Here is a 25,577-nt window from a genome sequence, read left to right on the forward strand (position 1 = left end):
AATGAGTGTCTGGTCGATTTTGACCACGAAAACAGTCAATTCTCTGGTCAATTTAACTTTTTAGTTATCATTTGACCAAAACGAATATTTGTTGTCTTTTACCATTTATCCTAGATTGTTTGGTTTCGTATCCCTCATAACTACAAATATATCTACTGAATGAAACTTTACTTACTGCTTTTAATCCTGAATCATAACACCACTGAGAGTAGTCAGTGTAAACTTCAGCAACTAACTCACCATCGATATCTGTTGTTTTGAGGTAACCAATGATTGGGTTGTTCTCTTCTTTGAATTTATCCAACTCATCTTGAACACCAGCAGGTTCTGTAAATTTCTTACGCTCTATTACATCCAACATGCCATCAAGTGCTAACTGTGCCATGTACTCTAATGCTTCAGGCGATAGCAGCTTATCAATAATCGTTGGGTCATAGTCTGGGTCTTGCGAACTGAACTTAGCCCGTAAAGGTACGATGCAAATACGTCTTAAGAAACCATCAGAAGTATCATTGAATCGTGGTATGTCATTCGCACTGAATATTAATTTACTGTAATTCTTCAAGTCAAACGGATCTTTACCTTTTCGCTCCACTGATAACGGCTCACCTGTTACTAATTTCTTAAGTACAGATGTCTCATTGATGTAAGCCTTACTGATATCATCACCAATGTTTGCTAACTTCCCAAAGATTTCAGCGGTTTTAAATCGTTCATCCACTTCCCGGATGTCTAAGGACGATACGTTATCATTACCTAACATGTGTCTTAACATAGTTAGCAGCGTTGACTTACCATTAGAACCTTTACCTTTGAGGATAAAAAACTTCCCAATTTCATTACGTCTGTATAGTGTGTAGCCAAACATTTCTTCTATTAAACTACGAATTTTCCTATCCTTAGTAGATATTTTATCTAGCATATGATCAACCGCTTCACAGTAAGACTCTTCGTTATATCTAACTGGCAACTTATTAGTTGATATAATTTTAGGCGAGTGTGGCATGAGTATGTCATCAACGTAGTCATAGATACCATTAGCGAATACGATGTACCTCGTATCACTGAACTGTTTGACTGGCGCTTTTAACTTTATGTAAGCTAACACTTCTTGTCTGTTATTGCGTTTGAGTGTAGGTATTTCTTTTATCATGAAGCGTTCGATATGATCATCGCCTAGGACATACACACCAGCTTCATAGATATGTAAGTTGTTTTGAATACTGATGATGTTGTACTCATTAATGAGATAATCTCCAAACTTATCATGTAGAAACGTCTTACCTTCGTAAAACGACTGTTTCTTAAATGCTTCATCACGAAGGATAGTTTTAAGTTCTCTTGGTTTAAGCGGTTTAATAGCTAGGTATTCGTTGATAATTTTAATCGTTTCTGCAATTTCATCTTTAGATAAGCTATTCCGCTGCAATTTTAAAATGTAGTTGTAAAAGGTTTGATTTCGATTACCTTCGCTGATACCATTTAAACCCTCACCAGCATCTTCATCACTTTTCTGTTTTCTTAGCGGTAATAACCATGCAGGTAAATCAGTTAGTTCATCTGCTTCAGTAATTAATTCACGCTTATCACCATCTATTTTAATTGGGTCAGCAGTCCACTTACTACCGATTTTATAATCAGTCAACATATCGATGTTACTGAACCATTTAATTTTGTTGGAATTAATAGATGAGTTCTTAAAGTAAAAATGTATACCGTTAGGTGTTTCTCTCGAGATAACTGGTATTTCCTTATCTTCAAGGATATCAAGTAGTAACTCAGCTTGTTCAATGTCATCGATGTCAACCATGACTACATCATCTTTTAAGATACCAACGAACGAATCTGATTTACGCACTGTTTCAAATGCTAGGAATTTTGCTTTGTCTTTTGGCTTACCAGCATGCTTGCCGTTACCTCTTAAGAAGCCTTTGTATAATAGATCATTGACTGTTTGCTCTGACAAAGAGTAGCACCTCCTTTCTATTATGGAATTATTATCAATTTCAATATATAATTCTCCATATGGAGGCGATTATATTGAAAGAAGAATCATTAAAATATATATTGAAAGTAATACAAGTAAATTCTGAAAAAGATTTGAGTAGCTTCATTTTCGACATTGGAATTGATAAAGATGAAATTATCAGTCTTTTATCAGAACTTGAAAAACTTGAGTATATATATGTTCCAGAAGGTCGAGATGTAATAATACAAACCTACGCCGGTCCAGAAGTTGACCCTGATATTAAATTAACCTATTCTGGAGAAAAGTTTTTGGACGATAAACAAGCTGATTACAAATCGATACTTAAATTAATTAAAGATAATAGATTACAAGATGATTCTCTTTCGTATCTAACGAGATATGATTTCTCTAATGATTTAAGAGCATTACAACATGAAGGCGTAATCGAAACAAGTAATGGTAAAAGTATTATCGCTTATTTTGGTGATGACGGTTTGATTATTCACCCTTCTATTTTCATTACTGTAAGTGGTCAAAGAATGTTAGGAGATATAATGGATAAAGAGCGCGGAACAAATTACAATTTTAACGGTGGAAATATCAATTTTAGTAATAATAATTCGGGAACTATAAATCAAAACCAAAACAACTTGAATCAAATCAATTCTCAAGCAGAAATGTATGAATATGTTCAAGATGAAATGGGAAAAAGAGATATAAGAACACTTATAGAATTACTTGAAGAAATCCAAAGAGGAGAAGATAAGAATACCTTATTAGATCGCTTCAACGGATTCTTACAAAAGTACGCACCAATTGGAAATTTATTAACAACCTCAGCTGGATTTATCCATAATAACCTTCCACAAATTATAGAAAAAATAAGTACTTTCCTTTAAGCAAGCTTAACCGCTTGCTTTTCTTATACTTTCAGTTTAGCCAATTCTTCCGCATTAAAACCTTGAAACTCATATTTGATACCGTCAGCGTCTGTAACTTCAATTACTGGCATTGACTGGTACCCTAAATCCTCTTTAACATATTTTAAAGCTTCTGAACTCTCTTCTACATTGACTTCTGTATAAGGTACATTCGCCCACTTTAACCAGCGCTTTACGTTCTCACAAATTCCACATTCATACTTTGAAAACACTGTTACTTGTTTAGTCATAATTTATCCTTCCTTATCTGTGATTGAGATAGCAGAAACATTCTTACCAACCGACTTCTCGATAAAATCCTCTGCATTATCAATCAATATGCTGTCAATTCTTTGCCTTTTTGTTAATGGTAAGTCAGAGTATGTAATAGGAAAATGAATGCTCAAACCCATATCTTTTGATAAGTCATAAATGTGCTGCGCTTGCTGAAACGTGCTACAAAGGATATATCCTTTATTTTCACTAGCAAGCTTAATCATGTCGTAAGTTTTCCCTTGACCTCTGCCTTTATAAATAACTTTCATAATTATCCACATCTCCAAATGTTTTCTTGATTTCAATCTCAACAATTTCAGTCTTTAAATCTTTGTGTATCTTATCCGTCACATGCTGCTCGTTTTTAGCTTCGATGTTTTGGTAGGTGTGTTTACCATCATTAGTTATTACAACTGCGTCATACGTCATTATTTTCTGTTTTCTCCACCATTTTCGTAAGTTGCCAGTAATTCAGAAATTTTGGTTGGCTCTTCGTCAGACCATTTAACTTCAGGGAGGTTGTCTTTTTCGATTAATGAACTATCGTTTACCCATGTATCCCAAACCTCAATATTTTCATACTTTTATGGAGCACCCTCATAAACGTACAATTCACCGTCATAATCTCTTGCAAACCACTCGAACCCATCATGTTTCAAGTCTTTCAACAAGTTCAACCGACCTTTGTACACTTTGCCTTTATATACACCAGCAATTGGCTTCACAGGTAGTTCAGTCTTAAACACTGGTCCACCGTCTGCATACGCTATTACAGTTTCAATTGGTTTCTTATCATCATTATCTTGCAACTCAATCAATGTCATTACAGCATAATTGGCTAAGTCCATTAGCGTATCTTCAATACGTTCATCATCAACACGCTGGTCTTTAGTTGCGAGTGATTTCAAACGATTGGTTTTGTCAGAGATACGTGTAATTGCTGAGATAATACCTAGTTCAGCAAAGGTTTGACCGAATGCGTCACCATAGTCGTGGTTTTTAGCGCTATATAATTCAGACATTTCAGTTATGATATTATTGAATTCTCGTTGTTTGTCCATTTCAAACTCTCCTAAGCTCTTACTTTCTTAATCATCTGCCAAGATACTTTTGAACCGCGTGTTGCGATGTTTCTAAAAGTGATTACTTCTTTAGCTCGTTTACGCTTTTTAGCTTCAGTTGTTTCATCACGTAACAGTAAGTCATCTTGGTAATAATCTTTAAATCTTAAATATTCAACCCAACTGGATAGGACGACTTCATTCCGTTCAATGCGGCTGATACGATCATCGCTTGTTTTCAAATCAATAGCTGCTTGTTTACGTGTAATTTCTCGTTGAGCACGTAATTTCTTAATCCGATTACCATCAACCAACCCTACTGTATTTAGTCGCTTTTGGTATAATCGTAAATTTTCTAAACTGTTCCAATCATATCCATATACTTTCCCAATCGCTTTTTGTAAGTTATTGGATAATTTATTTGTTTCTTTGGAAGTTGCAATCCATTGATATGGTATGTCTGCTTGTTTAGAAATTTCTGCTCCCGTAACACCATAGTTAAATTGTAGTAAATCGAATGTATCGAATACCGTATATCCCATTCTTAATCCCTCCTATATTTTTAAAATGGCAACATGTCATCTGTAAGTTCATCCGGCTTAATATAATCAATTGTTTTGGCTTTAAAATCATTAATCCGACTCCATGCTTCAGCAATGTACCAGGTATAGTCTAAATACTCTGGTATTGTCTTACCTCGAACGTCACCATTATCGATAAACACCAACTCTGGTATACCAGCTATTGAATGTAACCCATTCGATTTAACAGCTTTTAATTCATTGTGCTGTAAGCTATCTGAAGCGAATACCCTGTATACTTTACCTGTATACTCTAAGTACCCATATCTAGCCCCAATGCTTCCATTCGGCAATCTAACGACTTTTTGAAAGTCCATTAAGTCATTGCTTGAGAATATCGTTTCTTCTGGTTTCTTACCATTTAGCAAATATTCAACTACCGCCTTATTCAATATTGGCAAGTCATTGTCATACTTACTCAACTCTTTGGTATACGCACCTACTCGATGCACCTCGTCACCAATCAAAATATAATTATTTACATCTTTTAATATCACACGATCTATTTCTTTGAAATCTAATTTGATACCGTATAAATCTTCCCATTCAGCACATATCTCATCAATCACATCAAAGTCATCATATTCAATCAAAATACCGTCTGTGTTGCTGAACAATATCCTGCAGTCGTCTGCTAACATTTCCATGAGTTCTACCAGCAATACTTGACCAGTCGCTACTATACTGTTACGCATTTTAAGGTCATACAGTTTGTTAAAGTTATCTCCCATCGCTCCGTAAGTATTATTGATTAGTTTTTTATATGCCTGTGCTTTTCGCTTATTACCTACATCCTTGTAAGCCAATCGCTTATCATAAACTTCATTAAATTTATCTCGATTCATTAAGTTCCTACTATATAAGTCATACTCAATCATCAGCGTTGGGTAATAACTAATAGCATCTATCAGTAAGTAGTTACCCTTACTGTTCATCGGTTCAACACAACCGTGTATACCACCGCCAGCTATTCGATGCTGAACACCTTGCTTCACGTAATAGGTTTCCTGGTCTTCATCAAATATACCCTCAAACCAATCTGCTATTTCATTCGCCATATCAGTGTTAACTTCTGGCAGTATTAAGTCATACTTATCAGCTTGTTCTTCGCCTAGTCCTTGTCTAGCACCAAATACTAAACTAGCCAATTGGCTATAAGACTTGCTGATATGCTTAAGGTTTAATTTGAAGCTGTTTAAAATTTCTAGTTTTGTTTCGAATTCCTCGACATCGTCCATGAATACTTCAATGGTCTCAGATACGTCATGCCTACAATAAAATTCTGTTAACTCAATTTCTTTTTCAGTTAATTTCCTATCTAAATTGAAATCGACTTGTGTTTCTTCAATATCATGACCAGCATGTGCTTCTGATTCTTTCAATGAGCGTTTAGGTTTTTGAACGTCATAAACATTTAGCGAAAATAGCTTGAAGTCGTCTGTGTATTGCCAACCAAAATTGTCGCCATTGATAATGTAGTCAGATATTGCGTATGGATTAATACCTAGCAATATGCCCTTTAAAATGTATTGGTCATAGCCTTTAATGTTGCTACCTATCCAAACGCCTTTAATGTGCTTCTCGTACAATCTTGATAATGCAGCAGTGTCATTCACTATCACAATTGGCTCTGTATATGGTATCTCTACCACACACAGCCAATCATGTTTAAATACTTCAAAATCAATAAACAACATAATTATTCAACTTCAAAAATGTCTGTGATTTCGTAAGTGTCGTAACCTTTCTTGTTCTCGCCTTTCTTTAATAAATATTCGAATTGCCCATCAATATCCTTGTAAATAGTTTTGATTAATTCTGCATATTGAGAGAATGACTCAAAATTAACTTCGGACTTGTCTGCATCCCATAGGTTACGCAACATAGTGTTTGCACCATTTACTTGCATACCGAAGTAATCAACTGATGGGTTCATTACCTGGTTAAAGAAGATTAATTGATTCTTATAACTACCTTCCAAAATCTTGAAGCGAATAGTCATCATTGGATCACCTTTTTTGGTTTCCTTCAGTTCCATTTCAACCACCTCAACTTCGTATTCCCCATTTGGAATCTCTGGGAAATCTCCACCATTTTCAGCTGCTTCATTTACTGCTTCTTGTAATGCATCTAAATCTAAGTCTTTATCAAATTTATTCCAGTTAGTCATAATATATTTCCTCCTATGTTATCTATTAGCTACGACGACTTCTGCGACGGCGACGAGTTGTAGTTACTTCCTCTTCTTCGTCCTCAGGTTCTTCTTGTGATGTTTTACGTGAGCGACGTGCACGCTCAGGTTTTTCTTCTACTTCTTCATCAGTATCTTCTGCATCATCTGACTCTTCTTCATCTTCTGTGGGTTCATCAGCAGTCTTACGAGTACGTCGCTTGCGTGCTGGCTTCTCTTCATCCGGTTCTTCTTCTGTTTCGGTATCAATTTCTTCTTCACTTTCTTTAGTTCTACGTTTACGTTTTGGCTTTTCCTCTTCAATTTCTTCAGATACATCTTCAGCCATTTCTACATCAGATAAATCTTCCGGTGCTTTACTCTTACGGGTACGTGAGCGTTTAGGTTTTTCTTCTGCTACTTCTTCGGTGTCGGTATCATCTTCATCAACAGGCGTTTTACGGCTATCTTTATAAGTTTTCTTACCTTTTTGGGCCTTCTCAAGCTCACTTACAAATTGGTCATAGTCTAAATCAATTTCATCTGTTTTAAATTCAATACGGCTACCACCAAAACTATCTTTGTCTGAATTTAATACCAGCACATGATCATCATCAGCATTAATATAAGCTCGAATTGTCATATCAACTGTTCCAGATAAGAAATTGGCTTGCTTGTCATTAATGTTTGGTGCATAGTGGTTAATTTCAGCACCACCTTTTAACTTAGTGGTTTCTACCTTTTCTTTACTGATATAAATGATTTGGTAACCTAACATTTTTAGTCGTTTAATCGCATTGTTAAATTCTGTTTTGATTAGGCCCCAGCCTTTACCCCATTCACCATCAGACTCATGCTCCCAACCTTGTTGGTCAAATACATAAGTACGGCACAGCTCATATAAATCTTCTACTAAGTCAATCGCTACAGCTTCAAAGGTATTTTCTTCAGATGTTAAATCTGCTACTGTATCCAAGAATTCTTGCCATCCGTGTTCCGTTTTGATACGACGGCCCTCTTTGATTTTCTTATCAGCTACAGCTACGACTGGTGCAGTTGTGTTGTCTGTATTACCGTCTGTGTTGATGAACAGTACGTTTTCTACGTTATCTACGAACGTACTCTTTCCTACATAAGACTCTGCATAGATCCAAAAGTCTGGTCTAACATCAATCTTTTCTTCACGTCGTTCATTTTTAGGTAATGCCATTAATATCTCTCCTTTTTCATCTTGAATTGCGTCTAAGTAATTAGGTGGTGTGCCAAACTTGCCCGCTAACGCTCTGCAAGCGAAACACTCTTCATGTGGATCACGTACCCACTCTTCTGAACCACTAGCAATTTTTTCTTCAATCTCATCAACCGTATTAATGAAGTAGATATACTCCATATCGTCATAGTCAATTGGTAGGAATGTTAGTTGTTGTCCGTCCATTGTTTCCATTAGTCGTTTACGAAACTCATTTGTAGTTTCCTTTTTCTTACGTCTAATCGATGTTTTAGGAATAAATAGATAAGACAAATCTCTAACCTTATAATCCAATTGTTCTAGTTGCTCTTTATAAATGTGTAACTGACCTGATGTTGCGTAATTTTTAATCGAATTACTATATTTAAAATCCACAACTGATACTGTTCCGTCTGGGTGATGTGCCATTAAGTCGACAAAACCTATAAAATTATTTGTGTTGATCCTGTATTCATGTTCGAATTCAGCACCAGCAAACATCACTTTTAGAAACTCAACCGCTTTGGGTATCCAGTACTCTAATTTAATTTGTTCTTCAATCATTAAATTATTTAGGCCAGGAAATGTATCTAAGTATTCTTTGACAGCTATATCAACATTTTCGGTTTCAATTCCTTTATGCATTGCTGTTCCAATAATTAATGGGTTAGCAGCATTGTCATAATCTGGTAACTCTGTTAACTTATCCAAATACCTAAGCTTAAAGTGGTAAGGACAACGCTTATACAGATCTACACGGCTGTAACTATATTTAGTCACTTATACTCACCTACAATCCAAGCTTACGTTTGATGATTGCAATCGTTCTATCTGATAAGCTTAATAAAGTTCTTTTGATTCCTTCACTGTTAACATCGAATTGTCTACTTCTTAAACTGTTAACTTCAACTTCTAACTCAGTGTTCATTGTTAAATTATTTAATTTATCTGATTCACGAATAAATTCATATTTATCATCATTGGATAAAAAGAAAAGTAATTTATTAATACTCTCTAAAACTTCTATACATCTTTTAATACTCACGATTTCACCCGCCCAACTTAGTTAACTCATACAACTTAGTATCAAAATCTTCTTTATTTTCAAGTGCTTTCCAAACTTCTTCTTCAACTGTGCCAAGCGTTTTATACTGATATACAGATACTTTATTCTCTTGACCATTTCGATACGCTCGACCAAGTGATTGTTGATAGTCACCGTAACTGTAAGTTGGTGTGTAATAAATAACTTCTGAACAGTACTGCAGCTCGATTCCAGCTGAACCGGCTTGATACTGAACCAATGTCACGCTATTGGTTACATCCGGCCAATCTGTTTTATCTGGTAAGCTAAACTTTCCACCACTCACTTGATAAATTTTCTTGTCTTGTTTTTTAGCTATATCTAGCAAATCTTCTACTTCCTGTTTAAAGTTATAGAAAATTACTACATTTCGACTGGTGCCTTCCAAGAAGTCTTTGGTGTAGGCTAGCTTATCTTTCTGATTAGCATAGTATCTTAGGCCACTTAGCAACTTAGCTGAACTGTCATAGTCCACATCATCTAATACTCTGTCCTTCTTGATTACACGGTATTCTTTTGATGGCTTAAAGTTGATGAATTGATATGTGATATCCGGTAAATCTAATGCCTCGTTCTTGCTGATCGTTACAGATACTGATTGGTACATTTTTTCCAGCTCATCTTCATTTCTGTAACCAACAACTTTTTGAAATTGCTGTGCACCAAATTTCTGGTACTCCATGATTGCAAACTCACGGTTAAACTGTGTTTTGTTCTTAGCAAAACCAAACATTTTGAAATAGTTGATTGCATCACCCCAACCATTTGGCATTGTGGTAGCTGATAATAAACAGAAATGAGTTGAATATTCTGCTAATTTAAATGCAGCTTTACCACGTTGGCTTGTAGAATTTTTAGCCATGTGACATTCGTCAAATAGTACATAATACCCTTTGAACTTAGCCCAATTCTTAGCGACTGAACCCCAAGACAATAAGGCGTATTCGATGTCAACTTCGTAATGGTTAGCAATAAACTCTATCTCTCTATCCCAACCGCCTTCTTTGATTTTTGAAGGTGGTGCAACCACTAATAACGGCTCATCCTCACGATATTTGAGATAATGATGAATACCCATCATGGTCTTGCCTGTACCTGTGTCCGCTGCAATAATATAATTGGGTTTAGACTGATTTAAAATTCTCTGTTGGAAGTCGTATAGTAAAGTCTCTTTAGCCACTTACTCACTCCTTTAAATCCAGTAACGCTCGTTTGTGTTCTTCGATTGCTTTGATTAGGCTTACCTTTTCTGTCGAAAGCTCAACATGATTACGTTCTGTTCGTTCCAATTCTTCTTCGACATATTCTAAATGTCGTTCAAAATCATCAATTCTCGATTCAAGCGTATATTTCACACTTTCAGTCATATTAATTCCTCCATTCTTAACACATTTAGCACTTCATCTAGTGACTTAGCTACCATACTCACACCACCAGCTTTTCTAATTTTTTTAAGCTTAGATTTTTGCAATGCACTAACCACGCCACCTTTAGGTTTCTTAACTTCGATAGCAACAAATACACCATTCACACAAGCCAATATATCTGGCGTACCTGCTGGCACTGAACCGCCTAAGGTCTTTATATGGTAAGCACCTATATTGTCTAGATAGTGCTTAATTTCGTTTTCAACTTGCTTTTCAGGTAGGACCATGACTACACCTACTTAGCAGTAATACGTGCGTATCCTTTACGCTTTGTCACTTTTGGATAATCCTCCAACAATTCTTGGTGTAATTCTGGTTCTTTCTTCTCCAACAATTTAATGTCTACTGATGTTGCTTCTGTTGGTTCTACATAAGTAATTTTTACGAAGTCATTATCGATTGATTTAATGTCGTATTCCTCCATCAATTCTTCGATATATTTTCTGTTTTGAGCATCAATTTCTTTTAGCTGCTTCATACTTTTACTCACTTCAGAAATCTTTTGCATTGCGCCTAACGCATGTTCTTCAAATTCCATTAGGTTATTTTCTGCCGTCATCATGTACACTCCTTATATTTGTGCTATAATTTTGATAAATAATTTTCTTTAGGCACCTTCTGCAAAAGGTGTCTTTTTTAATCCAAAATTTCCTTTTCCCAGTGATCCACATCGTAAATACTTGCTAGATCTTTAGCTTCGTCCTCGTCCTCTGCATCAACCTTGACGGTACCTGTCAACTGCACTTCAAAAGTCGGCAGCTCTTTTTCTTCTGGGTACCATTGCATCTCATCTAAATCGTATGTACCTCTCATAGTTACGCCTCCTTATGAATAATTTTGTGCCTTGAGAACTATGGGTATCGTGTGTAAATCTTTTAAAATATCGTCATAATGCTCATTGATTGCTTCGATATCTTCTAGATGCACTACATCGCCACTTTCAGCATATGCTTTCACTGATATTTCAATCTGTTGTTGGCGCTGTTCTTTAGTCCATTCGATAGTTTTTGTTTTCATGTTTATTCCTCCTCAATCCATATAAACAGGTCAGCGGTCTTTGCATATTGATAAGCCTTATATGCATTCCCAACTAAAGCCCAAAATAATAGTGTTGTGATTAGATCGTTTAAGTTGTACTCAATCGCTGATGCCCAACCAATTAAATATGCTACTGTCACGAATGACCAATATAAGAATTTCTTACTATCATGATTCATTTTCTTCATCCTCTCTAAACTCATTAATATCTATACCTAATGCGTCTGCTAAATTGCAAGCCGTTGAAAATTTCATATCTTCCTGATCTCCATTAACTATTCTTGTTAAAGTTGTATGACTAACTCCTATTTCTTTACCTAATTGATTTAATGATTTGTTTGAGTTAGATACTATATGTTGTAGTTTGATTTTATTAATCATTGTTATATTTACCTCCAAACATTTGTTTGCTACTACATGTTGTGCATTAACGTTGAACCGTGTTATAATCTATGCGACAACGAAAACCTTAGAAATGGTGATCCAACTCCCCGTGCTGGGGGACCATTATAGATTTTTGATGTCAAAATAAAAATGAAAGTGAGGTGATACTCCTGAAAAAGATTAGAATCAAGACTCCGTCTAAAGCTAAAATCAAAAGAGATATTAGACGAGCAGTTACTAAACAGTTACGATGCCCTAATTGTGGCCACAACATTCCAACATCTTCTATGTCGACAGTTAGATGTTCCCAATGTGGTTTCACTTTTAAATGGTCTTAATCAATTTCTTCAAATTCGATTTGAATGAAATATTTACTCACTCGCCCAATCACTACGCCAATAGTGATTAAGGCGAGTGTTTTTATTACGTTTTTCATATTGAAATTCCTTTCTTTGGTATAATCCTCCTTATAGAAAGGAGGTGAGTGGTTGAAACTGAATAAAGATTTAATTCGCTTATTGTTGCTTGATTTAGAATCTCAGGAGAGTAATAGTTCTTTTGGTTCAAATGAAATAGACGAATTCTCAGTTCGCAACAACGTTTCTGTTGATGAAACACTATATGTAATTGATAGACTAATAGAAGCAGGATATATTAAAGGAGATATTAAATATTCATCAAATCAGCCTTATTTCTATTACATATCAACGATTACCTATCTAGGTCATGAATTTTTAGATACCATTAGAGATCCTAAAATTTGGATTGAGACTAAGAAAGCTGCCTCAACATTTGGTTCTGTATCATTGGATATACTTAGTCAAATTGCTACAAACCTCATATCGAGAAGCTTAGGATTGTAATGATTCACAAAGCTCCCTAACGAACTCCAGTAACTCTTTCTTTAATTTAACTTGGTCTTTGGGAGATTCACCTTCTGTATTCAATACTATAGTCATACACCCTTTGAAATTTGGGTTCTTAGACACATACTGTTGTGATTCAGAAGCTTCACTTACATATATATAATTTTTTGACATATAAATTTTTCCCGCCTTTTTAATTCAAACCACGTTCTAACAGATCTTGTTGACGAAGGTTTGATAAATTCTCCGATAAACGATGACCATCAATAACAATTTTCTTTTCTTTCACTCGCCCTACTACCACACCGACTACCAATCCTGTGGTAAATAGTGCGAGTGTTTTTATTGTGTTTTTCATTATTTATACCTCCTGAACTAAGTAAGTTTGAATGTCCAATATTTCCTTCAATCTCGGTAAATCCTGTTTAAACGTCACTGTTCTACTACCTGCAGTCGCAAATTCCTTATTCTCGTTAAACCATAGAATCGGAATCACATCATAAAGTGAATCTTTTCCTGTGCGCTTGTGATAACCACGATATGGACTGAAATAAGATGGATTTTCATCCACAAATTCTCTGAAATCTCGTAAGAAGTTTGATACATTTTTTTGATTAATTAGCACCTTTATATCTTTGGCGTACACATATGGACTGTGCATAGCCCTTACTTTTACTACTTCCACACTGGCATCCTCCTTTAATTTCCTGTTTTCTCATATTGCGTTTCTAATTCGTCTTTCAAAATCTCTTTTATTTGCTCAATACGACTAGGTGTTGTTCTTGAACCTTTAAGTAACTCCCCAAGGTAAGCTGGAGAAATACCCATTTCTTTAGCTAATTTAGCTTGTGACCAATCCTTTTTTACCAAAGCTACTTTGACTTGTTTTTCAAATGACATTCTTTATTACTCCTTTCTATTGATTATTTTCCACAGTAATTTTCTAATCCCATTGACACACAATGGAAAATATTCTATTATATAAGCATAGGAAATAAGCATAAAAATAAACGCATGTTTAATGGCTGTCTTGGCGGACTTTGTTTATTAAATAAGCTGGTTTTTATACGCTTAAATATCTTGCTTATGAAATGAGTATAATTGATTATTTTCCATTAGTCAACACTTAAATGGAATATTTTCCATTTTATTTTTCATGAGCTAGAAAATAGGAGTGGAAATAGATGAGTTTACTAGCAAATATAAAGGAATTAGCTATAGCTAAAGGTATGACTATTGCTGAGTTAGAAAGGAAACTCAACCTTAGCCAAGGTAGTATTCGTAAATGGGATACAACTAATCCGGGGATTGATAAAGTTCAATCAGTAGCAGATTTCTTTGGTGTGTCAATTGATGAATTATTAGGAAGGGAAGAAAATACTAAACATCCTAATGTTCTAGCAGCACATATTGCTGATGACGTAACTCCCGAAGAAATGGAGGAGATTTTAAATTATATTAATTATATAAAATCGAAAAGGTAGTGATTAATTGAATGAATTAGAAGTGATCATGTCAAAGTATGATGAGTTCGAATTTATTTTTAAAAGCGATATGCCACCAAAACTTTATGGATATATAGATAATGAAACAATTTATATTAATGACAATATATCTTACGAGGATAAAGTAGCTACTGTTATGGAAGAAGTTGGACATTATCATATGACTATTGGTGAAATTATAGATTATTCGGACATGAAAGAAGAATATAAGGCTAGGCTGTGGAGTTATGAGCAATTAATTTCTATAGATCGATTGAAAAAATATCAGATGTCTAACGAACCTGTTCACGATTATGAAATAGCTGAAGATTTTGGCTTACCAGTGAATGTTGTAGTTGATGCGATTAGAATGTTTTTTATCAAAGATATAATTTAGGAGGATTTTTGATTATGAAGAAAATAGTTTTATTGGGTATGTCAGTATTTTTATTAGGTGCTTGTGGAAGTAACACAGAAAATGAATCATCTAGTAGTTCTTCTGCTGAAGCTACTGTTCAAAGTACCAATAACAAAACAAACACTAAAGATGTCGGTAACGGGCTACTCGAAGAAGTTGGACAGTATAGTACTAAAGATGGTTCTAAAACTACTTTAGAAGCGATAGCTAAAACCAGTGACAGTAATGAAATAGTTGAAGGTGTAACTGTAGAGAATATAACTGTCAAAATTATGTCCGTTACAGATATTGATGAAGACTATAGTGACATATACAGCAATATGGGAATATATGACGGCGATTATATGATTCAAGTAACCTATGACATGAAAAATGAAACACCTTATACTTTACAATCTATCTCAACACCAGTTCTAATCACTTCTAGCGGTGAACAAATTACGTTCAACAATATACTTGGAGATTATGAGCTATTATCCGGAGGGACTACTTACCAAAGTGGTGCAATTGGTAAAATTAATAATCCTGAAATTGAAGAATTGACAATAAATTGGGATATTACCCAAGAAGATGATGAAATGACTAATTTAGAAACTGAAGCTGTTAATATAAAATTCTAAATATAAATAGCCCTACATCATAGCGGGGGTGGTGAGTAGGGACAAATGACGTATGCAAGGAAGTTAAGGAGATGAATCTTATGGAAAATCAGATAAAAGTAGTAATGATTCCTGATAATAGTAGAGTTGTTATTAATTATGGAACAGATAATGATAAAGATTTTAACATTGGTACTGAAATAGTAGTGTATGAACCTGGCCCTGATATTAAAGATCCAGATACAAATAATGTAATTGATCAATATGCCATTGTAAAAGAAAAACTAACTATAACTGAAGTATATGAAAATTATGCTGTTGCTCGAAATGAAAAAATAATGGCAATGCCTTCATTAGCTACCGCAATCGCTTCACCCATGCTAAAGAATAGACAACAGAAGAAATATGAGACCATTAATGTTAATGAAGAAGAAAATTTACATCTTAATCTAGAAAATCCAATTATTAGTATAGGAGATTTAATTAGAATCGTTGATTAATATATTGACACGGTAAAATAAATATTTTAGAATAAGGGTAACTGAGATGATTTCCTTAAATGGAAATTGCTAAAGAAACTCCCTTATCTAAATGTAAGGGGGTTTCTTTGCGTTTAAAATGAAAAATAAAAAACATCCTTTTCAGGACTACGAAAAACAAAAAAATATTTTGATTAATGACAGAAATCTAATAATTGATGATGAAAAAGTTCTTGATCTTGTATTGAAAGACTATTCCTACTATGCAATTATAAATGGTTATAAGGATATTTTTTTAGAGCCTAGTAGTTCAAAAGAAAAATTTAAAGCAGGCACTACAATTTCAATGTTATATCAAGTCTATTGGATGGATCTAACAATGAGTAATTTAGTGTTTAAATATAGTTTACTTGTCGAAAAACGGCTTAAGTCAAGATTAGCTTACCTCATTGGAGACTCATTTGGAGACACAGAAGAACAATATTTACAAAAAAAGAATTATAGTCAGGCCCCTTATCATAGAGGGAAATTATCTAAAGTTATTGATGAAATTAAAAATAAAAAAGAATCAGATCGTTCAGCAAAACATTACATGGATACTGAAGGAAATTTACCCCCTTGGGTTGCCACCAAGGCAGTAAGTTTTGGAGTTGCATATATCTGGTATCAAATTCTTAGAGATATACCTAAAAATGAATTAGTCTCAAAATTTATTAATACAGATTACAGAATGACAGTTGAAAATAAAAAAGACTATTTCTATAGACTTATCAGCCAAGTTTATGAATTTAGGAATATTTCTGCTCATGGTAACAGGATTTTTGATTTTCAATTCCAAGAAAAATATGAGATGAAACGTATCTATTTAGAGAGTACAAATACTTTAGATTTATTTGAAAATGAAAATCGAAACGGACTCTTTTCAGTAATCTACTCTATTATTACCTTACTTGATGACCCATACGCACTCAACAACTTCTGGAATGAAGTAATAAATTATTTTGATAATTATTCAAGACCTGAATTTAATTTTAATGGTAAAGATGTATTCCAATTATTTGGAATATCTCTTCAAAGTTTAGCTAAACTTGAAGAATATGTTAAACAAAAAATAGATATAATTTAAAGAATATTTTAGATAAAAAACGCCCCACTCTACACTTTGGAAGGTCGAAGAGTGAGGCAATCTGAAGTTTTAACAAAACGCACTAAGTGTGTGCTTTTTGTATACCTATATTTTACCATAAGAAAGGAAGATTTGAAATGTGGTCAGAAAAAACACCTAACGGAAAAGTAAAATTTGTTGAACGATATAAAGACCCACTAACCGATAAAATGGAACGTGTAAGTGTGACAATGGAAAAGAATACAGCAAGCATTAGGAAGCAAGCTACTGCAATTTTAAATGAAAGAATTGAAGAATTGATAAACGCACCACAAAGTGGTTTAACTTTAGAGGATATTGCAAATGATTGGTTTAAAGTACACAAGCAAAATGTTAAACAGTCAACTGCCCAGCGAACGGCTAACAATATAAAATTGTTAACCAATAAATTTGGTAACGTTAAATTTGAAAAATTAGCAGCAAATATAATTAATAACTACTATTTAGAGTTGTTAACAGATGGTAGATATAAATATTCGTCAGTTGTACTCGCCAACAACACATTGAAACAAATAATAAAATTTGCTTTGAAGTATAAAGGGATTGACCAACATGTGTTGCTAGACCTGCTAGAAGTGCCTAAAATCAATCGGTCTGAAAAGAATAAATTGAAGTATTTAGAGCCTGATGAACTAAATCAAATTATTGACTATTTTAAAAGTGAAGATAATGAAGAATATGCTCGTATGGCACTCATACAATCTGGGACAGGTATGCGGTTTAGTGAAATGGTGTCTTTGAATTTTGATGATGTTAATTTAGAGGAACACACGCTTGTTGTCAGCAAAAATTATGACCATGACCATAAAATATTTACCGCTCCTAAAAACGGTGATGATCGTGTGGTATTTTTTAATGATGATGTGAAAAAGGCCTTAACTGAACAAATCCAACACGCTAAATTGAAAATGATAGAAACGAATAAAAATAGAGAACAACGACTATTATTTGTAGGCAACACTGGCTATCCTATCAGACCTGCACAGATGAATGTTAGCTTAAAAGGCATTATAAGCAAGCCTGTGAGCACCCATTACTTTAGACATACATTCATATCCCTTGCTGTTCAGAACGGCGTATCAAAGGAAATAATCGCTGAACAGGTAGGTCACGCCGATACCAAGATGATTGATAAGGTATATGCTCACTTTACGAAAAAAATGCGAGCACAACAAAAAAACGCAATGCTCAATTTGAACATTGCGAAGTAGTTTGCCCCTTATCTGCCCCTTAGGGAAACAAGAGAGCTTATAAACGTTGATATATCAACGATTTATTCAGCAGCTACTGGATAAACTGATACTTGTTTTTGGTCACGGCCTTTACGTTCGAAGCGAACGATTCCGTCAACTTTAGCAAATAAAGTATCGTCTCCACCGCGTCCTACGTTTACACCTGGGTAAATTTTAGTACCGCGTTGACGGTATAAAATTGAACCACCTGAAACTTCTTGACCATCAGCACGTTTAGCACCTAAACGTTTTGATTGAGAGTCACGACCATTGGCAGTAGACCCGCCCCCTTTTTTGTGGGCGAAGAATTGTAAATTAAATTTCAACATGGGATAACCTCCTCTAATATTTCGTTGTTTTGGATACATGTATAAAGTCACCGTAATTGGCTTCAACGTCTTCAGACAAGGCCAAATAGCAACTTGTTAATAACATTTGAGCAAGTTCACCTTGCTCCGTAGAGAGATCCTTTGTTAACTCAACATACAAGTAACCGCCATTTTCTTCATCGGCTTCAATAAGTGGCTCGATACTTGCCATACGTGTCAGGTTATTCACTGTCGATAAAACGACTGCGGATACTCCTGCACAGACAATATCTTGCCCATATTCACCTGCAAAGGCGTGGCCAGAAACTTCAAAGCTAACAAATTGATCTTTCTCGTCAGTTTTAAAAATTGCTTGAATCATATCATCACACTTTTAATTAAGCATTGATTGAGTCGATAACAACTTTAGTGTATGGTTGACGATGACCTTGTTTACGGTGAGAATCTTTTTTAGCTTTGTATTTGAAAGTAGTTACTTTCTTTTGACGACCTTGTTTTTCAACAGTTGCTTCAACAGTCGCACCTTCAACTAAAGGTGTTCCTACTTTAACATCGTCACCACCAACAAAAACTACTTGATCAAAAGTAACTTTGTCTCCTGCTTCTGCATTTAATTTTTCAATGTAGATAGCTTGTCCAGCTTCAACTTTAATTTGTTTTCCACCAGTTTTAATAATTGCGTACATCTAACGCACCTCCTTATATAGACTTAGACTCGCCACGACACGTGGTCTTTCGACACTTAAAATACGATATCATGCGCGGTTGCAGTGTGGTGCTCACACTTTTTACAACATCATATATACTACCAAATTAACCTAACCCCGTCAAGAAAATCATCATGATTAAGTTTAAGATTTCAAAAATCTAGCGTCTAACTCAGATTATTTTGCGAATTCAGTCGATGACTCAATTCTAGTTCCAATTTGTTTACCGAACACAATATCATGGGTAACAATCAGAATGGCTTTACCTTGGTCTTTAGCTAAGGCTGTGATAAGACTCCCGATTTGGTCAGCAGATTCTCTATCCAAGGCTGAAGTAGGTTCATCAAAACACAAGACACTTGGATTTAGCATTAAGGCTCTAGCAATCGCCACTCGTTGCTTTTGTCCACCAGACAATGTTGATGGGAAAACATCTGTTTTATCAGATAAACCAACATCTGCTAATAGTTTTTTACCATCTTCAATCAATTCTTCTTTGTTTTTAAGCCCTTGTGCTAAAGGTGCTTCAATCAGATTTTGAATCACGGTTAAATTCGGGAACAATTGATAATCTTGGAAAACCATGCCTAGTTCATTTTGATAAGCACGACGCTCACTATTTGAACTATAGACAGCTTTGGTGCCGTTATCTTTTGATAAGACCTTACCGTTAATTTCAATCGTACCACGGTCTGCTTCTTCAAGATTGTTGATAATACGCATGAATGTCGTTTTACCCGTCCCTGAACGACCTAGTAAAATCACAACTTCACCTGGATTGATTTCGAAGTCATAATCCTTAATGACTTGGTTATCTTTATAAGCTTTATTTAGTCCTGTTACTTTTAATGACATAAGATTACCTCCTTTTTACCATTTCAATTGGTTTTCAAATTTACGTAAGATGAATGTAAGAACTGCTGTCACGATTAAGTAAATCGCCCCTGCAACTAAGTATGGTACTAGAGACGCATAGGTATTCGCTGCAATATTCCCGGCTCTTAGTAACTCGCCAAGTCCAATCACATAAACTAATGACGTATCTTTTACTAGGGAAATCACTTCGTTCCCAATTGAAGGTAATACAATATTAACTACTTGCGGTAAGATAATTCTTCTAAAACCACGTATTTTACCAATACCTAATACAGAAATACTCTCATATTGGCCGTCCGGCACTGCTGAAATACCACCTCTAAAGATTTCTGCAAAATAAGCTGCATAGTTAATCACATATGCAAGGACAGCTGCTGGGAATCGATCCATAGCGATACCAATATATGGTAAACCGAAGAAGATCACCATCAATTGAAGCATTAGTGGACTACCACGCATGATGAAAACATAAGCTTCAATAATTGCTTGTAACCATTTTGGTCCAAACACGCGTAAGATTCCAATTAAGAAACCAATTGGCACTGATAGAATCAATACAATGACAAATAATAGTAGGGTTAATTTTAATCCATTTAATAATGAAGGCAATACCGTCATGACAATATTTGATGAGCCTGATGATTCAGAATCTTCACCGAACCATTTCGCTTCAATTTCAGCATAAGTCCCGTTTTGTCTTAATTCTTCAATACCTGCATCTACTTGCTCTTTTAATACAGTATCTGATTTTCTAAAACCAACACCCATCGGTTCAACAGATGTTTCATCTACAAAGTACTCATATTCATCTAAAGTCCCTTTTTGGTTTAGGGTATAGCGAGAATAGATATCCCCAGCATAGATAGCATCCACACGGTCAGCATCCAAATCAGTAAATACTTCATTATATGAAGGATACAAGACTGGTTCATCAGCTAATTGATTATATAAGTCATCTGGCCACTCTTGCATAAATGTTAAGGCTGTGGACCCAGACTGTGTGGCAATTGTTTTACCTGCTAAATCAGAAAGTTCTTCAATACCAGAACCTTTTTTACTAATAACCATTTGTCCAGACTCGATATATGGTTCAGAGAACAAGACCATTTCTTCTCGTTCTGGTGTGATCCCATAACCATTCCAGATCATATCAATATTACCTGAATTTAACTCAGTTTCTTTCATCGCCCAATCAATTGGTTGAAACTCTAAATTCCAACCATATAGGTCAGCTACTGCATTAGCCAAGTCGATATCGAAACCGACCAATTCACCAGACCCATCACGGAAACCCATTGGTGCAAATGTATCGTCTAAACCGATAACATAAGTTTCACCACTCGTATCCTCAGATTCAGTTGCTTTTACCGATGTTTGCCCTACAGCAAATGCCAGACCTATTGATAAAATAATTGATAATACAAAATTTCTAAATTTAAATTTCTTCATTGCTTCCACCCTCCAGTTAAATAAAAAAAACGTCCTTTTACACCAAACTGCCTTGGTATAAAAGGACGTGAAATAAACGTGGTTCCACCTTTTTTCATAGCAACCTCACGATTACTATCTCTGCATGTCAGTACTGACACAGTGATTAACGCTCACGCACGAATTATCTTTAATAATTTGCTCTTGGGTGTGTAGATACGATTTTTATACCTATTCTCAACTTCGCTAGGCTCTCTTTAATAAAAGGTTCGTACCCTCTTCCAATCAACACTTTTCATATTTGTAAATATATTATAATCATTTTTTAATTTTTAATCAAGCATTATTTTTCAAACCAAATGACTAATTTCTGAATTAGCCAAATAAAGATAAAACCTAAAAAGGCATTGAATAATAACGACGGAATATAGTTCTGACTTAAAAAATAATAATAGCTACTACTATGTATATCGATTAAGTAGTATAAAGCATAGATAAAATGCGTATACCCGGTATAAACAATAAGGATCCATAACCAAATCGTATAAAAGTTCATCGGGAATTTTTTAATAACCGTCCGAGTAAGGATTACTATCATGGGGAATAGGAATAAATTAACCCCAAGTATTGAAGAATAATAAGCGTCGTATATAAAACCTATGATAATACTTACAAGGAATATATTCGAATCATTCATTAAATAAACTGCCAATAAGGTAATCACAATCAGTGTAAATTGTGGGCTGATCTGAAAGCTTTCACTACCCAAACTATATGACAACATGGTCATCACGCTACCATCCAGTAATAGGATAAAGAACACAAAGATAGGGATCAAAAAGTTATCTTTAAAGAAATGTAACATACTGGCCTCCCCTACTCTGCTGTGTCTGTAGAGGCAGCAGAGGATTCAGCAGCCTGATCTTCACTATCAGCTGGTGCATCACTTGAACTTTCATTCAAGGTCATGATAACCAATACTGAACGGATATCTTTGAAGTCTGCAGCAGGTTTTACTCTCACTGACTGAGATAAACCAAAGTTATCAGAAGATACTGATGTTACTTCTCCAATGATTAAACCTTCTGGAGATACACCACCTAAACCACTTGTAGTGACCGTATTTCCTTCAGAAACTTGTGCATCATTCGGCACTTGTTTAAGGATTAATTCCTGTGTCTTCTCTTCATAGTCAGATAAAATCCCTGACACGATACTATCATCCGTTTGAATACTTACTGCTACGTTCTTCATTTGATTATTCTCAGTAATCAATAACTGCACTTTTGAACTCGTAGCAGAGACTTCCGTTACATGCCCTACAAGGCCACTCTCTGTCATCACGGACATGTTCTCTTCAATACCACTATTAGACCCTACATCAATTGTAATTGAGTCTAACCAGGTATCAGGGGATCTAGAAATAACAGAAGAAGCAATCACATTCTTACCAACTAATGAAGGTTGTAAATCAAGTAAGGCAGATAGTTCTTCATTTTCACTTTGTAATATCTTATTTTGAGCTTCCAGTTCCTCTAGTGAAGAAATTTGTCTTTTCAATCGTTGGTTATCTTCGTATGTGTTCATTAAATCGTTAATTGAATCTGTAAAGCGCATCATCGCATTCGTTGGTGTAGAAACAAATCTACCCACAACTGCGGTCACATCATTCACCCATAAAATTGGTTTGGGCATCTGTGATTGACTAAATATAGAGTAGGCAATCATACTGAATGAAGTGATGACACTAACAAGCAGGACAATTAATTTTTTATTCTCAAAAAATCGTCGCAATATTATCCATCCCTTCACTTACATATGGTATTTATTATAACAAAGTCTTAAGTTAATTTGTAATGTTTATCCATGCAAATCTATTCTTAATATTTATTTTAGGATAATCTTAAGGGCTCTACAATATATAGGACTGATGACTTCAAAAAAAGTCATTGGTCCTATATTTTTTTACAAAAAAAGAGGAATCTCCATTATCATAAAGTTAACGACAACCATGATAAGATAGGAGATTCCCCGTATGAATAAGTTTATCAATACCACGCTACAATTGAAAGATGAAAATATTGTTTTTGAGGATAAAGTTGAAGAAATGATAGTTAAGAATATAAAGTCACTGATCTATTTCGGCAAGTTAGATGTAAATCCTCAGTATTGTCCAGCCTGCGGCTGTGTTAAACAAGGAAATAGTATTGTTAAGAATGGGTCTAAAAAATCAAGACTAACGCTAACAAAGATATCAGGGCTACCTGCTTACCTCGACTTACGAAAAAAACGCTATCACTGTAGAGAATGTGATAGCTACTTCACTGCTAAATCAGAGGTAGTCGGTGATAACTGTTTTATTTCTAAGCGCGTTAAACGGATGGTATTAGACTTTGCAACCAATGCGTTGACACTGAAACATATCGCAGAGACTTGCAACGTTTCTGATCATACAGTGCAACGGGTAATTGATGGTGCTAGTAAAGAGCTTAAACCTAGTATCTTCGATGCATTGCCTGAGCACATTGCTTTCGATGAATTCAAAGGTGTAAAGCATTCCGAAGGGAATATGAGCTTTATTTTTATTGATAATACAAATTCACGTATTGTAGATGTGCTGGGAGATCGCAGAAAATTCAGCCTACGTGATTACTTTTTTGCCTATCCGTTGAAAACTCGGCAGAAAGTTCAGACAGTTACGATGGACATGTATATGCCTTATATGGAAGTTGTTAGAGAAGTATTTCCCAACGCCAAAATCATCATTGATCGTTTCCATTTAGTTCAAGCATTAAATCGAGAATTAAATAAGCTACGTATTGAAGTAATGAATGCTTTCAGGGTTCCTGACCATAGATTGTACAACAAGTATAAGAGATATTGGCGAATATTCCTAATGCCCCGAGAAAACTTAAACTCATGGGATTATCAACCGTTTAAATTATTCGATTGGCTTACGAATACCGGTGGTATTTTAGACTATTTACTAGAGAAGAACCCGCTATTAAAAGACACCTATAATATCGTCCATGACTTGCGTGAAGCGCTTCAAGAGAATGACTCTGAAGTGTTTAAAGCCCAGTTAGCGCAGTCTAAGTTAGTTAAATTACCAAGCGGATTAAGACGTGTGCTACGTACATTCACCAAACTTCAAAGATATATTGGGAATACTTTCAAATATAACCGCTTAACGAACGGCCGAATAGAAGGTTTGAATAATAAAATTAAGGTCTTAAAACGAATAGCTTACGGATACCGAAACTTCCAAAATTTTAGAACTAGAATATTAATGACGAATAAACTATATCTAAATGAAATACCTGTAGTACAAGCAGCCTAAGGGCTGCTTGATAATCACAAAATAAAGATAAAAATGAATAATGGAAAAGAGTATATGAAAAACCAGGCAATCTAAAAATTACCTGGCGATTAATACTCATCAGTCCTATTTGACGTAGAGCCATCTTAAGACAATATAAAATAGAAAAACAAAAAAGAGAGGCTTTCGCCTCCCTTCCTTTTTTAATTATGATGACCCGTACGGGACTCGAACCCGTGTTACCGCCGTGAAAGGGCGGTGTCTTAACCGCTTGACCAACGGGCCAGTATAAAAATATTGCTATGGTCCGAGACAGATTTGAACTGCCGACACCTTGAGCTTCAATCAAGTGCTCTACCAACTGAGCTATCAGACCTTAATCAACGGTCCCGACGGGAATCGAACCCGCGATCTCCTCCGTGACAGGGAGGCGTGATAACCGCTACACTACGGGACCATTTCAATTGCGGGAGTAGGACTCGAACCTACGACCTCCGGGTTATGAGCCCGACGAGCTGCCAACTGCTCCATCCCGCG

37 protein-coding genes, 4 tRNA genes and 2 other annotated features are annotated in these 25,577 nt (G+C 35.2%); of the genes, 9 read left to right on the forward strand and 32 right to left on the reverse strand.

What is annotated here, in order from left to right; translation table 11 throughout:
• Positions 1-67: 67 nt before the first annotated feature.
• On the reverse strand, positions 68-1,966 hold the full coding sequence (locus tag A6J77_RS00635) for a phage/plasmid primase, P4 family (RefSeq protein ID WP_083067626.1): 1,899 nt from the start codon (positions 1,964-1,966) through the stop codon (positions 68-70).
• Between the two features lie 74 nt (positions 1,967-2,040).
• Here A6J77_RS00635 and A6J77_RS00640 point away from each other — a divergent pair, with 74 nt between their 5' ends.
• Positions 2,041-2,868 carry a hypothetical protein gene (locus A6J77_RS00640; RefSeq protein ID WP_083067627.1) on the forward strand — a complete coding sequence of 276 codons (828 nt, stop codon included), beginning with the start codon at positions 2,041-2,043 and terminating at the stop codon, positions 2,866-2,868.
• Between the two features lie 23 nt (positions 2,869-2,891).
• Here the strand turns inward: A6J77_RS00640 and A6J77_RS00645 are convergent, their stop codons facing one another.
• The 17 genes from A6J77_RS00645 to A6J77_RS00715 form a co-directional block, all read right to left on the reverse strand.
• The gene (locus tag A6J77_RS00645) at positions 2,892-3,140 is read right to left on the reverse strand and encodes a glutaredoxin family protein (protein WP_083067628.1); all 249 of its coding nucleotides are present in this window, start codon (positions 3,138-3,140) and stop codon (positions 2,892-2,894) included.
• A gap of 3 nt (positions 3,141-3,143) precedes the next feature.
• Positions 3,144-3,434 (reverse strand): hypothetical protein, encoded by a 291-nt coding sequence (locus tag A6J77_RS00650; RefSeq protein WP_083067629.1) that lies wholly within the window; start codon positions 3,432-3,434, stop codon positions 3,144-3,146.
• Entirely contained in the window at positions 3,418-3,594 is a 177-nt protein-coding gene (locus A6J77_RS09310) for a hypothetical protein (RefSeq protein WP_193756617.1), read from the reverse strand. Before A6J77_RS09310 ends, A6J77_RS00650 begins: the two co-directional genes overlap by 17 nt.
• 155 nt (positions 3,595-3,749) lie before the next feature.
• A complete protein-coding gene (locus A6J77_RS00655) occupies positions 3,750-4,226 on the reverse strand; it encodes a DUF1599 domain-containing protein (protein WP_083067630.1) in 477 nt (158 codons plus the stop codon).
• Positions 4,227-4,237: 11 nt separating this feature from the next.
• On the reverse strand, positions 4,238-4,768 hold the full coding sequence (locus A6J77_RS00660) for a helix-turn-helix domain-containing protein (protein WP_083067631.1): 531 nt from the start codon (positions 4,766-4,768) through the stop codon (positions 4,238-4,240).
• Between the two features lie 20 nt (positions 4,769-4,788).
• Positions 4,789-6,504, reverse strand: coding sequence for a hypothetical protein (locus tag A6J77_RS00665; RefSeq protein ID WP_083067632.1), 1,716 nt, complete (start codon positions 6,502-6,504; stop codon positions 4,789-4,791).
• A 2-nt stretch (positions 6,505-6,506) separates the two neighbouring features.
• Positions 6,507-6,977 carry a DUF669 domain-containing protein gene (locus A6J77_RS00670; protein WP_083067633.1) on the reverse strand — a complete coding sequence of 157 codons (471 nt, stop codon included), beginning with the start codon at positions 6,975-6,977 and terminating at the stop codon, positions 6,507-6,509.
• A gap of 25 nt (positions 6,978-7,002) precedes the next feature.
• Entirely contained in the window at positions 7,003-8,985 is a 1,983-nt protein-coding gene (locus A6J77_RS00675) for an AAA family ATPase (RefSeq protein ID WP_083067634.1), read from the reverse strand.
• A gap of 10 nt (positions 8,986-8,995) precedes the next feature.
• Positions 8,996-9,250 carry a hypothetical protein gene (locus A6J77_RS00680; protein ID WP_083067635.1) on the reverse strand — a complete coding sequence of 85 codons (255 nt, stop codon included), beginning with the start codon at positions 9,248-9,250 and terminating at the stop codon, positions 8,996-8,998.
• Positions 9,251-9,254: 4 nt separating this feature from the next.
• Positions 9,255-10,469, reverse strand: a complete 1,215-nt coding sequence (locus A6J77_RS00685; RefSeq protein WP_227645087.1) for a DEAD/DEAH box helicase — start codon at positions 10,467-10,469, stop codon at positions 9,255-9,257.
• A gap of 4 nt (positions 10,470-10,473) precedes the next feature.
• Complete coding sequence (locus A6J77_RS00690) at positions 10,474-10,656, reverse strand: hypothetical protein (RefSeq protein WP_083067636.1); 183 nt, start codon at positions 10,654-10,656, stop codon at positions 10,474-10,476.
• Positions 10,653-10,943, reverse strand: a complete 291-nt coding sequence (locus A6J77_RS00695) for a recombinase RecB (RefSeq protein ID WP_083067637.1) — start codon at positions 10,941-10,943, stop codon at positions 10,653-10,655. Before A6J77_RS00695 ends, A6J77_RS00690 begins: the two co-directional genes overlap by 4 nt.
• Positions 10,944-10,951: 8 nt before the next feature.
• On the reverse strand, positions 10,952-11,275 hold the full coding sequence (locus A6J77_RS00700; RefSeq protein WP_083067638.1) for a hypothetical protein: 324 nt from the start codon (positions 11,273-11,275) through the stop codon (positions 10,952-10,954).
• Positions 11,276-11,352: 77 nt separating this feature from the next.
• Positions 11,353-11,529 carry a hypothetical protein gene (locus A6J77_RS09315; RefSeq protein ID WP_193756618.1) on the reverse strand — a complete coding sequence of 59 codons (177 nt, stop codon included), beginning with the start codon at positions 11,527-11,529 and terminating at the stop codon, positions 11,353-11,355.
• A 12-nt stretch (positions 11,530-11,541) separates the two neighbouring features.
• Positions 11,542-11,733 carry a hypothetical protein gene (locus A6J77_RS00705; protein WP_083067639.1) on the reverse strand — a complete coding sequence of 64 codons (192 nt, stop codon included), beginning with the start codon at positions 11,731-11,733 and terminating at the stop codon, positions 11,542-11,544.
• 2 nt (positions 11,734-11,735) lie between these two features.
• Positions 11,736-11,933, reverse strand: a complete 198-nt coding sequence (locus A6J77_RS00710) for a hypothetical protein (protein ID WP_083067640.1) — start codon at positions 11,931-11,933, stop codon at positions 11,736-11,738.
• A complete protein-coding gene (locus tag A6J77_RS00715; RefSeq protein ID WP_083067641.1) occupies positions 11,923-12,135 on the reverse strand; it encodes a helix-turn-helix domain-containing protein in 213 nt (70 codons plus the stop codon). The genes A6J77_RS00710 and A6J77_RS00715 overlap by 11 nt, the downstream gene beginning before the upstream one ends.
• A gap of 491 nt (positions 12,136-12,626) precedes the next feature.
• Here A6J77_RS00715 and A6J77_RS00720 point away from each other — a divergent pair, with 491 nt between their 5' ends.
• Positions 12,627-13,001 carry a DUF2513 domain-containing protein gene (locus tag A6J77_RS00720; RefSeq protein ID WP_083067642.1) on the forward strand — a complete coding sequence of 125 codons (375 nt, stop codon included), beginning with the start codon at positions 12,627-12,629 and terminating at the stop codon, positions 12,999-13,001.
• Positions 13,002-13,197: 196 nt separating this feature from the next.
• On the opposite strand, the gene A6J77_RS09320 is transcribed toward A6J77_RS00720, so the two are convergent.
• The 3 genes from A6J77_RS09320 to A6J77_RS00735 are packed head-to-tail and all read right to left on the reverse strand — an operon-like array spanning position 13,198 to position 13,904.
• Entirely contained in the window at positions 13,198-13,362 is a 165-nt protein-coding gene (locus A6J77_RS09320) for a hypothetical protein (protein WP_193756619.1), read from the reverse strand.
• A gap of 3 nt (positions 13,363-13,365) precedes the next feature.
• Positions 13,366-13,689: a hypothetical protein gene (locus A6J77_RS00730; RefSeq protein WP_083067644.1), complete on the reverse strand. Its 324-nt coding sequence runs from the start codon at positions 13,687-13,689 to the stop codon at positions 13,366-13,368.
• A 14-nt stretch (positions 13,690-13,703) separates the two neighbouring features.
• The gene (locus A6J77_RS00735) at positions 13,704-13,904 is read right to left on the reverse strand and encodes a helix-turn-helix domain-containing protein (protein WP_083067645.1); all 201 of its coding nucleotides are present in this window, start codon (positions 13,902-13,904) and stop codon (positions 13,704-13,706) included.
• A gap of 284 nt (positions 13,905-14,188) precedes the next feature.
• Here A6J77_RS00735 and A6J77_RS00740 point away from each other — a divergent pair, with 284 nt between their 5' ends.
• The 6 genes from A6J77_RS00740 to A6J77_RS00765 all read left to right on the forward strand — a co-directional run bounded on the left by A6J77_RS00740 (position 14,189) and on the right by A6J77_RS00765 (position 18,360).
• Entirely contained in the window at positions 14,189-14,488 is a 300-nt protein-coding gene (locus A6J77_RS00740; protein ID WP_083067646.1) for a helix-turn-helix domain-containing protein, read from the forward strand.
• 7 nt (positions 14,489-14,495) lie between these two features.
• On the forward strand, positions 14,496-14,885 hold the full coding sequence (locus A6J77_RS00745) for an ImmA/IrrE family metallo-endopeptidase (protein WP_083067647.1): 390 nt from the start codon (positions 14,496-14,498) through the stop codon (positions 14,883-14,885).
• Positions 14,886-14,899: 14 nt separating this feature from the next.
• A complete protein-coding gene (locus A6J77_RS00750; protein WP_083067648.1) occupies positions 14,900-15,526 on the forward strand; it encodes a hypothetical protein in 627 nt (208 codons plus the stop codon).
• 80 nt (positions 15,527-15,606) lie between these two features.
• Positions 15,607-16,005, forward strand: a complete 399-nt coding sequence (locus A6J77_RS00755) for a hypothetical protein (RefSeq protein WP_083067649.1) — start codon at positions 15,607-15,609, stop codon at positions 16,003-16,005.
• Between the two features lie 118 nt (positions 16,006-16,123).
• The gene (locus tag A6J77_RS00760; protein WP_083067650.1) at positions 16,124-17,110 is read left to right on the forward strand and encodes an Abi family protein; all 987 of its coding nucleotides are present in this window, start codon (positions 16,124-16,126) and stop codon (positions 17,108-17,110) included.
• 137 nt (positions 17,111-17,247) lie between these two features.
• The gene (locus A6J77_RS00765) at positions 17,248-18,360 is read left to right on the forward strand and encodes a tyrosine-type recombinase/integrase (protein WP_083067651.1); all 1,113 of its coding nucleotides are present in this window, start codon (positions 17,248-17,250) and stop codon (positions 18,358-18,360) included.
• Positions 18,361-18,422: 62 nt separating this feature from the next.
• Here A6J77_RS00765 and rpmA read toward each other — a convergent pair whose 3' ends face one another.
• From rpmA to mreC, 7 genes are all read right to left on the reverse strand, one after another.
• Positions 18,423-18,710, reverse strand: coding sequence for a 50S ribosomal protein L27 (gene rpmA / locus A6J77_RS00770; protein WP_016897563.1), 288 nt, complete (start codon positions 18,708-18,710; stop codon positions 18,423-18,425).
• A 13-nt stretch (positions 18,711-18,723) separates the two neighbouring features.
• Positions 18,724-19,071, reverse strand: a complete 348-nt coding sequence (locus A6J77_RS00775) for a ribosomal-processing cysteine protease Prp (protein WP_083067652.1) — start codon at positions 19,069-19,071, stop codon at positions 18,724-18,726.
• Between the two features lie 16 nt (positions 19,072-19,087).
• Positions 19,088-19,396, reverse strand: coding sequence for a 50S ribosomal protein L21 (rplU, locus tag A6J77_RS00780; protein ID WP_083067653.1), 309 nt, complete (start codon positions 19,394-19,396; stop codon positions 19,088-19,090).
• Between the two features lie 15 nt (positions 19,397-19,411).
• Positions 19,412-19,487 (reverse strand) — a sequence feature (ribosomal protein L21 leader region).
• Positions 19,488-19,594: 107 nt separating this feature from the next.
• Positions 19,595-20,272 (reverse strand): amino acid ABC transporter ATP-binding protein, encoded by a 678-nt coding sequence (locus A6J77_RS00785; protein WP_083067654.1) that lies wholly within the window; start codon positions 20,270-20,272, stop codon positions 19,595-19,597.
• Between the two features lie 15 nt (positions 20,273-20,287).
• Complete coding sequence (locus A6J77_RS00790) at positions 20,288-21,742, reverse strand: ABC transporter permease subunit (RefSeq protein WP_083067655.1); 1,455 nt, start codon at positions 21,740-21,742, stop codon at positions 20,288-20,290.
• 58 nt (positions 21,743-21,800) lie between these two features.
• Positions 21,801-22,019: a binding site (T-box leader), on the reverse strand.
• A gap of 45 nt (positions 22,020-22,064) precedes the next feature.
• A complete protein-coding gene (gene mreD, locus A6J77_RS00795; protein ID WP_083067656.1) occupies positions 22,065-22,586 on the reverse strand; it encodes a rod shape-determining protein MreD in 522 nt (173 codons plus the stop codon).
• An 11-nt stretch (positions 22,587-22,597) separates the two neighbouring features.
• Positions 22,598-23,515 (reverse strand): rod shape-determining protein MreC, encoded by a 918-nt coding sequence (mreC, locus tag A6J77_RS00800; protein ID WP_083067657.1) that lies wholly within the window; start codon positions 23,513-23,515, stop codon positions 22,598-22,600.
• A gap of 241 nt (positions 23,516-23,756) precedes the next feature.
• Between mreC and A6J77_RS00805 the strand changes: the two genes are divergently transcribed.
• The gene (locus A6J77_RS00805) at positions 23,757-25,061 is read left to right on the forward strand and encodes an ISL3 family transposase (protein WP_083067658.1); all 1,305 of its coding nucleotides are present in this window, start codon (positions 23,757-23,759) and stop codon (positions 25,059-25,061) included.
• Positions 25,062-25,253: 192 nt separating this feature from the next.
• On the opposite strand, the gene A6J77_RS00810 is transcribed toward A6J77_RS00805, so the two are convergent.
• The 4 genes from A6J77_RS00810 to A6J77_RS00825 form a co-directional block, all read right to left on the reverse strand.
• A tRNA-Glu gene (locus A6J77_RS00810) sits at positions 25,254-25,325 on the reverse strand.
• An 18-nt stretch (positions 25,326-25,343) separates the two neighbouring features.
• Positions 25,344-25,416: transfer RNA gene (locus tag A6J77_RS00815), tRNA-Phe, on the reverse strand.
• An 8-nt stretch (positions 25,417-25,424) separates the two neighbouring features.
• Positions 25,425-25,497, reverse strand: a tRNA-Asp gene (locus A6J77_RS00820).
• Positions 25,498-25,504: 7 nt separating this feature from the next.
• A tRNA-Met gene (locus A6J77_RS00825) sits at positions 25,505-25,577 on the reverse strand.

This window comes from Aerococcus viridans (assembly GCF_002083135.2).
In the GTDB taxonomy this organism is placed as follows: domain Bacteria; phylum Bacillota; class Bacilli; order Lactobacillales; family Aerococcaceae; genus Aerococcus; species Aerococcus viridans_C.

Excerpts from the sequence above, each read along its gene's own strand:
- A6J77_RS00645 (WP_083067628.1), bottom strand. The coding sequence starts at position 3,140 with ATGACTAAACAAGTAACAGTGTTTTCAAAGTATGAATGTGGAATTTGT.
- A6J77_RS00650 (WP_083067629.1), bottom strand. The coding sequence starts at position 3,434 with ATGAAAGTTATTTATAAAGGCAGAGGTCAAGGGAAAACTTACGACATG.
- A6J77_RS09310 (WP_193756617.1), bottom strand. The coding sequence starts at position 3,594 with ATGACGTATGACGCAGTTGTAATAACTAATGATGGTAAACACACCTAC.
- A6J77_RS00655 (WP_083067630.1), bottom strand. The coding sequence starts at position 4,226 with ATGGACAAACAACGAGAATTCAATAATATCATAACTGAAATGTCTGAA.
- A6J77_RS00660 (WP_083067631.1), bottom strand. The coding sequence starts at position 4,768 with ATGGGATATACGGTATTCGATACATTCGATTTACTACAATTTAACTAT.
- A6J77_RS00665 (WP_083067632.1), bottom strand. The coding sequence starts at position 6,504 with ATGTTGTTTATTGATTTTGAAGTATTTAAACATGATTGGCTGTGTGTG.
- A6J77_RS00670 (WP_083067633.1), bottom strand. The coding sequence starts at position 6,977 with ATGACTAACTGGAATAAATTTGATAAAGACTTAGATTTAGATGCATTA.
- A6J77_RS00690 (WP_083067636.1), bottom strand. The coding sequence starts at position 10,656 with ATGACTGAAAGTGTGAAATATACGCTTGAATCGAGAATTGATGATTTT.
- A6J77_RS00695 (WP_083067637.1), bottom strand. The coding sequence starts at position 10,943 with ATGGTCCTACCTGAAAAGCAAGTTGAAAACGAAATTAAGCACTATCTA.
- A6J77_RS00700 (WP_083067638.1), bottom strand. The coding sequence starts at position 11,275 with ATGACGGCAGAAAATAACCTAATGGAATTTGAAGAACATGCGTTAGGC.
- A6J77_RS09315 (WP_193756618.1), bottom strand. The coding sequence starts at position 11,529 with ATGAGAGGTACATACGATTTAGATGAGATGCAATGGTACCCAGAAGAA.
- A6J77_RS00705 (WP_083067639.1), bottom strand. The coding sequence starts at position 11,733 with ATGAAAACAAAAACTATCGAATGGACTAAAGAACAGCGCCAACAACAG.
- A6J77_RS00710 (WP_083067640.1), bottom strand. The coding sequence starts at position 11,933 with ATGAATCATGATAGTAAGAAATTCTTATATTGGTCATTCGTGACAGTA.
- A6J77_RS00715 (WP_083067641.1), bottom strand. The coding sequence starts at position 12,135 with ATGATTAATAAAATCAAACTACAACATATAGTATCTAACTCAAACAAA.
- A6J77_RS09320 (WP_193756619.1), bottom strand. The coding sequence starts at position 13,362 with ATGAAAAACACAATAAAAACACTCGCACTATTTACCACAGGATTGGTA.
- A6J77_RS00735 (WP_083067645.1), bottom strand. The coding sequence starts at position 13,904 with ATGTCATTTGAAAAACAAGTCAAAGTAGCTTTGGTAAAAAAGGATTGG.
- A6J77_RS00740 (WP_083067646.1), top strand. The coding sequence starts at position 14,189 with ATGAGTTTACTAGCAAATATAAAGGAATTAGCTATAGCTAAAGGTATG.
- A6J77_RS00750 (WP_083067648.1), top strand. The coding sequence starts at position 14,900 with ATGAAGAAAATAGTTTTATTGGGTATGTCAGTATTTTTATTAGGTGCT.
- A6J77_RS00755 (WP_083067649.1), top strand. The coding sequence starts at position 15,607 with ATGGAAAATCAGATAAAAGTAGTAATGATTCCTGATAATAGTAGAGTT.
- A6J77_RS00760 (WP_083067650.1), top strand. The coding sequence starts at position 16,124 with ATGAAAAATAAAAAACATCCTTTTCAGGACTACGAAAAACAAAAAAAT.
- A6J77_RS00765 (WP_083067651.1), top strand. The coding sequence starts at position 17,248 with ATGTGGTCAGAAAAAACACCTAACGGAAAAGTAAAATTTGTTGAACGA.
- rpmA (WP_016897563.1), bottom strand. The coding sequence starts at position 18,710 with ATGTTGAAATTTAATTTACAATTCTTCGCCCACAAAAAAGGGGGCGGG.
- A6J77_RS00775 (WP_083067652.1), bottom strand. The coding sequence starts at position 19,071 with ATGATTCAAGCAATTTTTAAAACTGACGAGAAAGATCAATTTGTTAGC.
- rplU (WP_083067653.1), bottom strand. The coding sequence starts at position 19,396 with ATGTACGCAATTATTAAAACTGGTGGAAAACAAATTAAAGTTGAAGCT.
- A6J77_RS00785 (WP_083067654.1), bottom strand. The coding sequence starts at position 20,272 with ATGTCATTAAAAGTAACAGGACTAAATAAAGCTTATAAAGATAACCAA.
- A6J77_RS00790 (WP_083067655.1), bottom strand. The coding sequence starts at position 21,742 with ATGAAGAAATTTAAATTTAGAAATTTTGTATTATCAATTATTTTATCA.
- mreD (WP_083067656.1), bottom strand. The coding sequence starts at position 22,586 with ATGTTACATTTCTTTAAAGATAACTTTTTGATCCCTATCTTTGTGTTC.
- A6J77_RS00805 (WP_083067658.1), top strand. The coding sequence starts at position 23,757 with ATGAATAAGTTTATCAATACCACGCTACAATTGAAAGATGAAAATATT.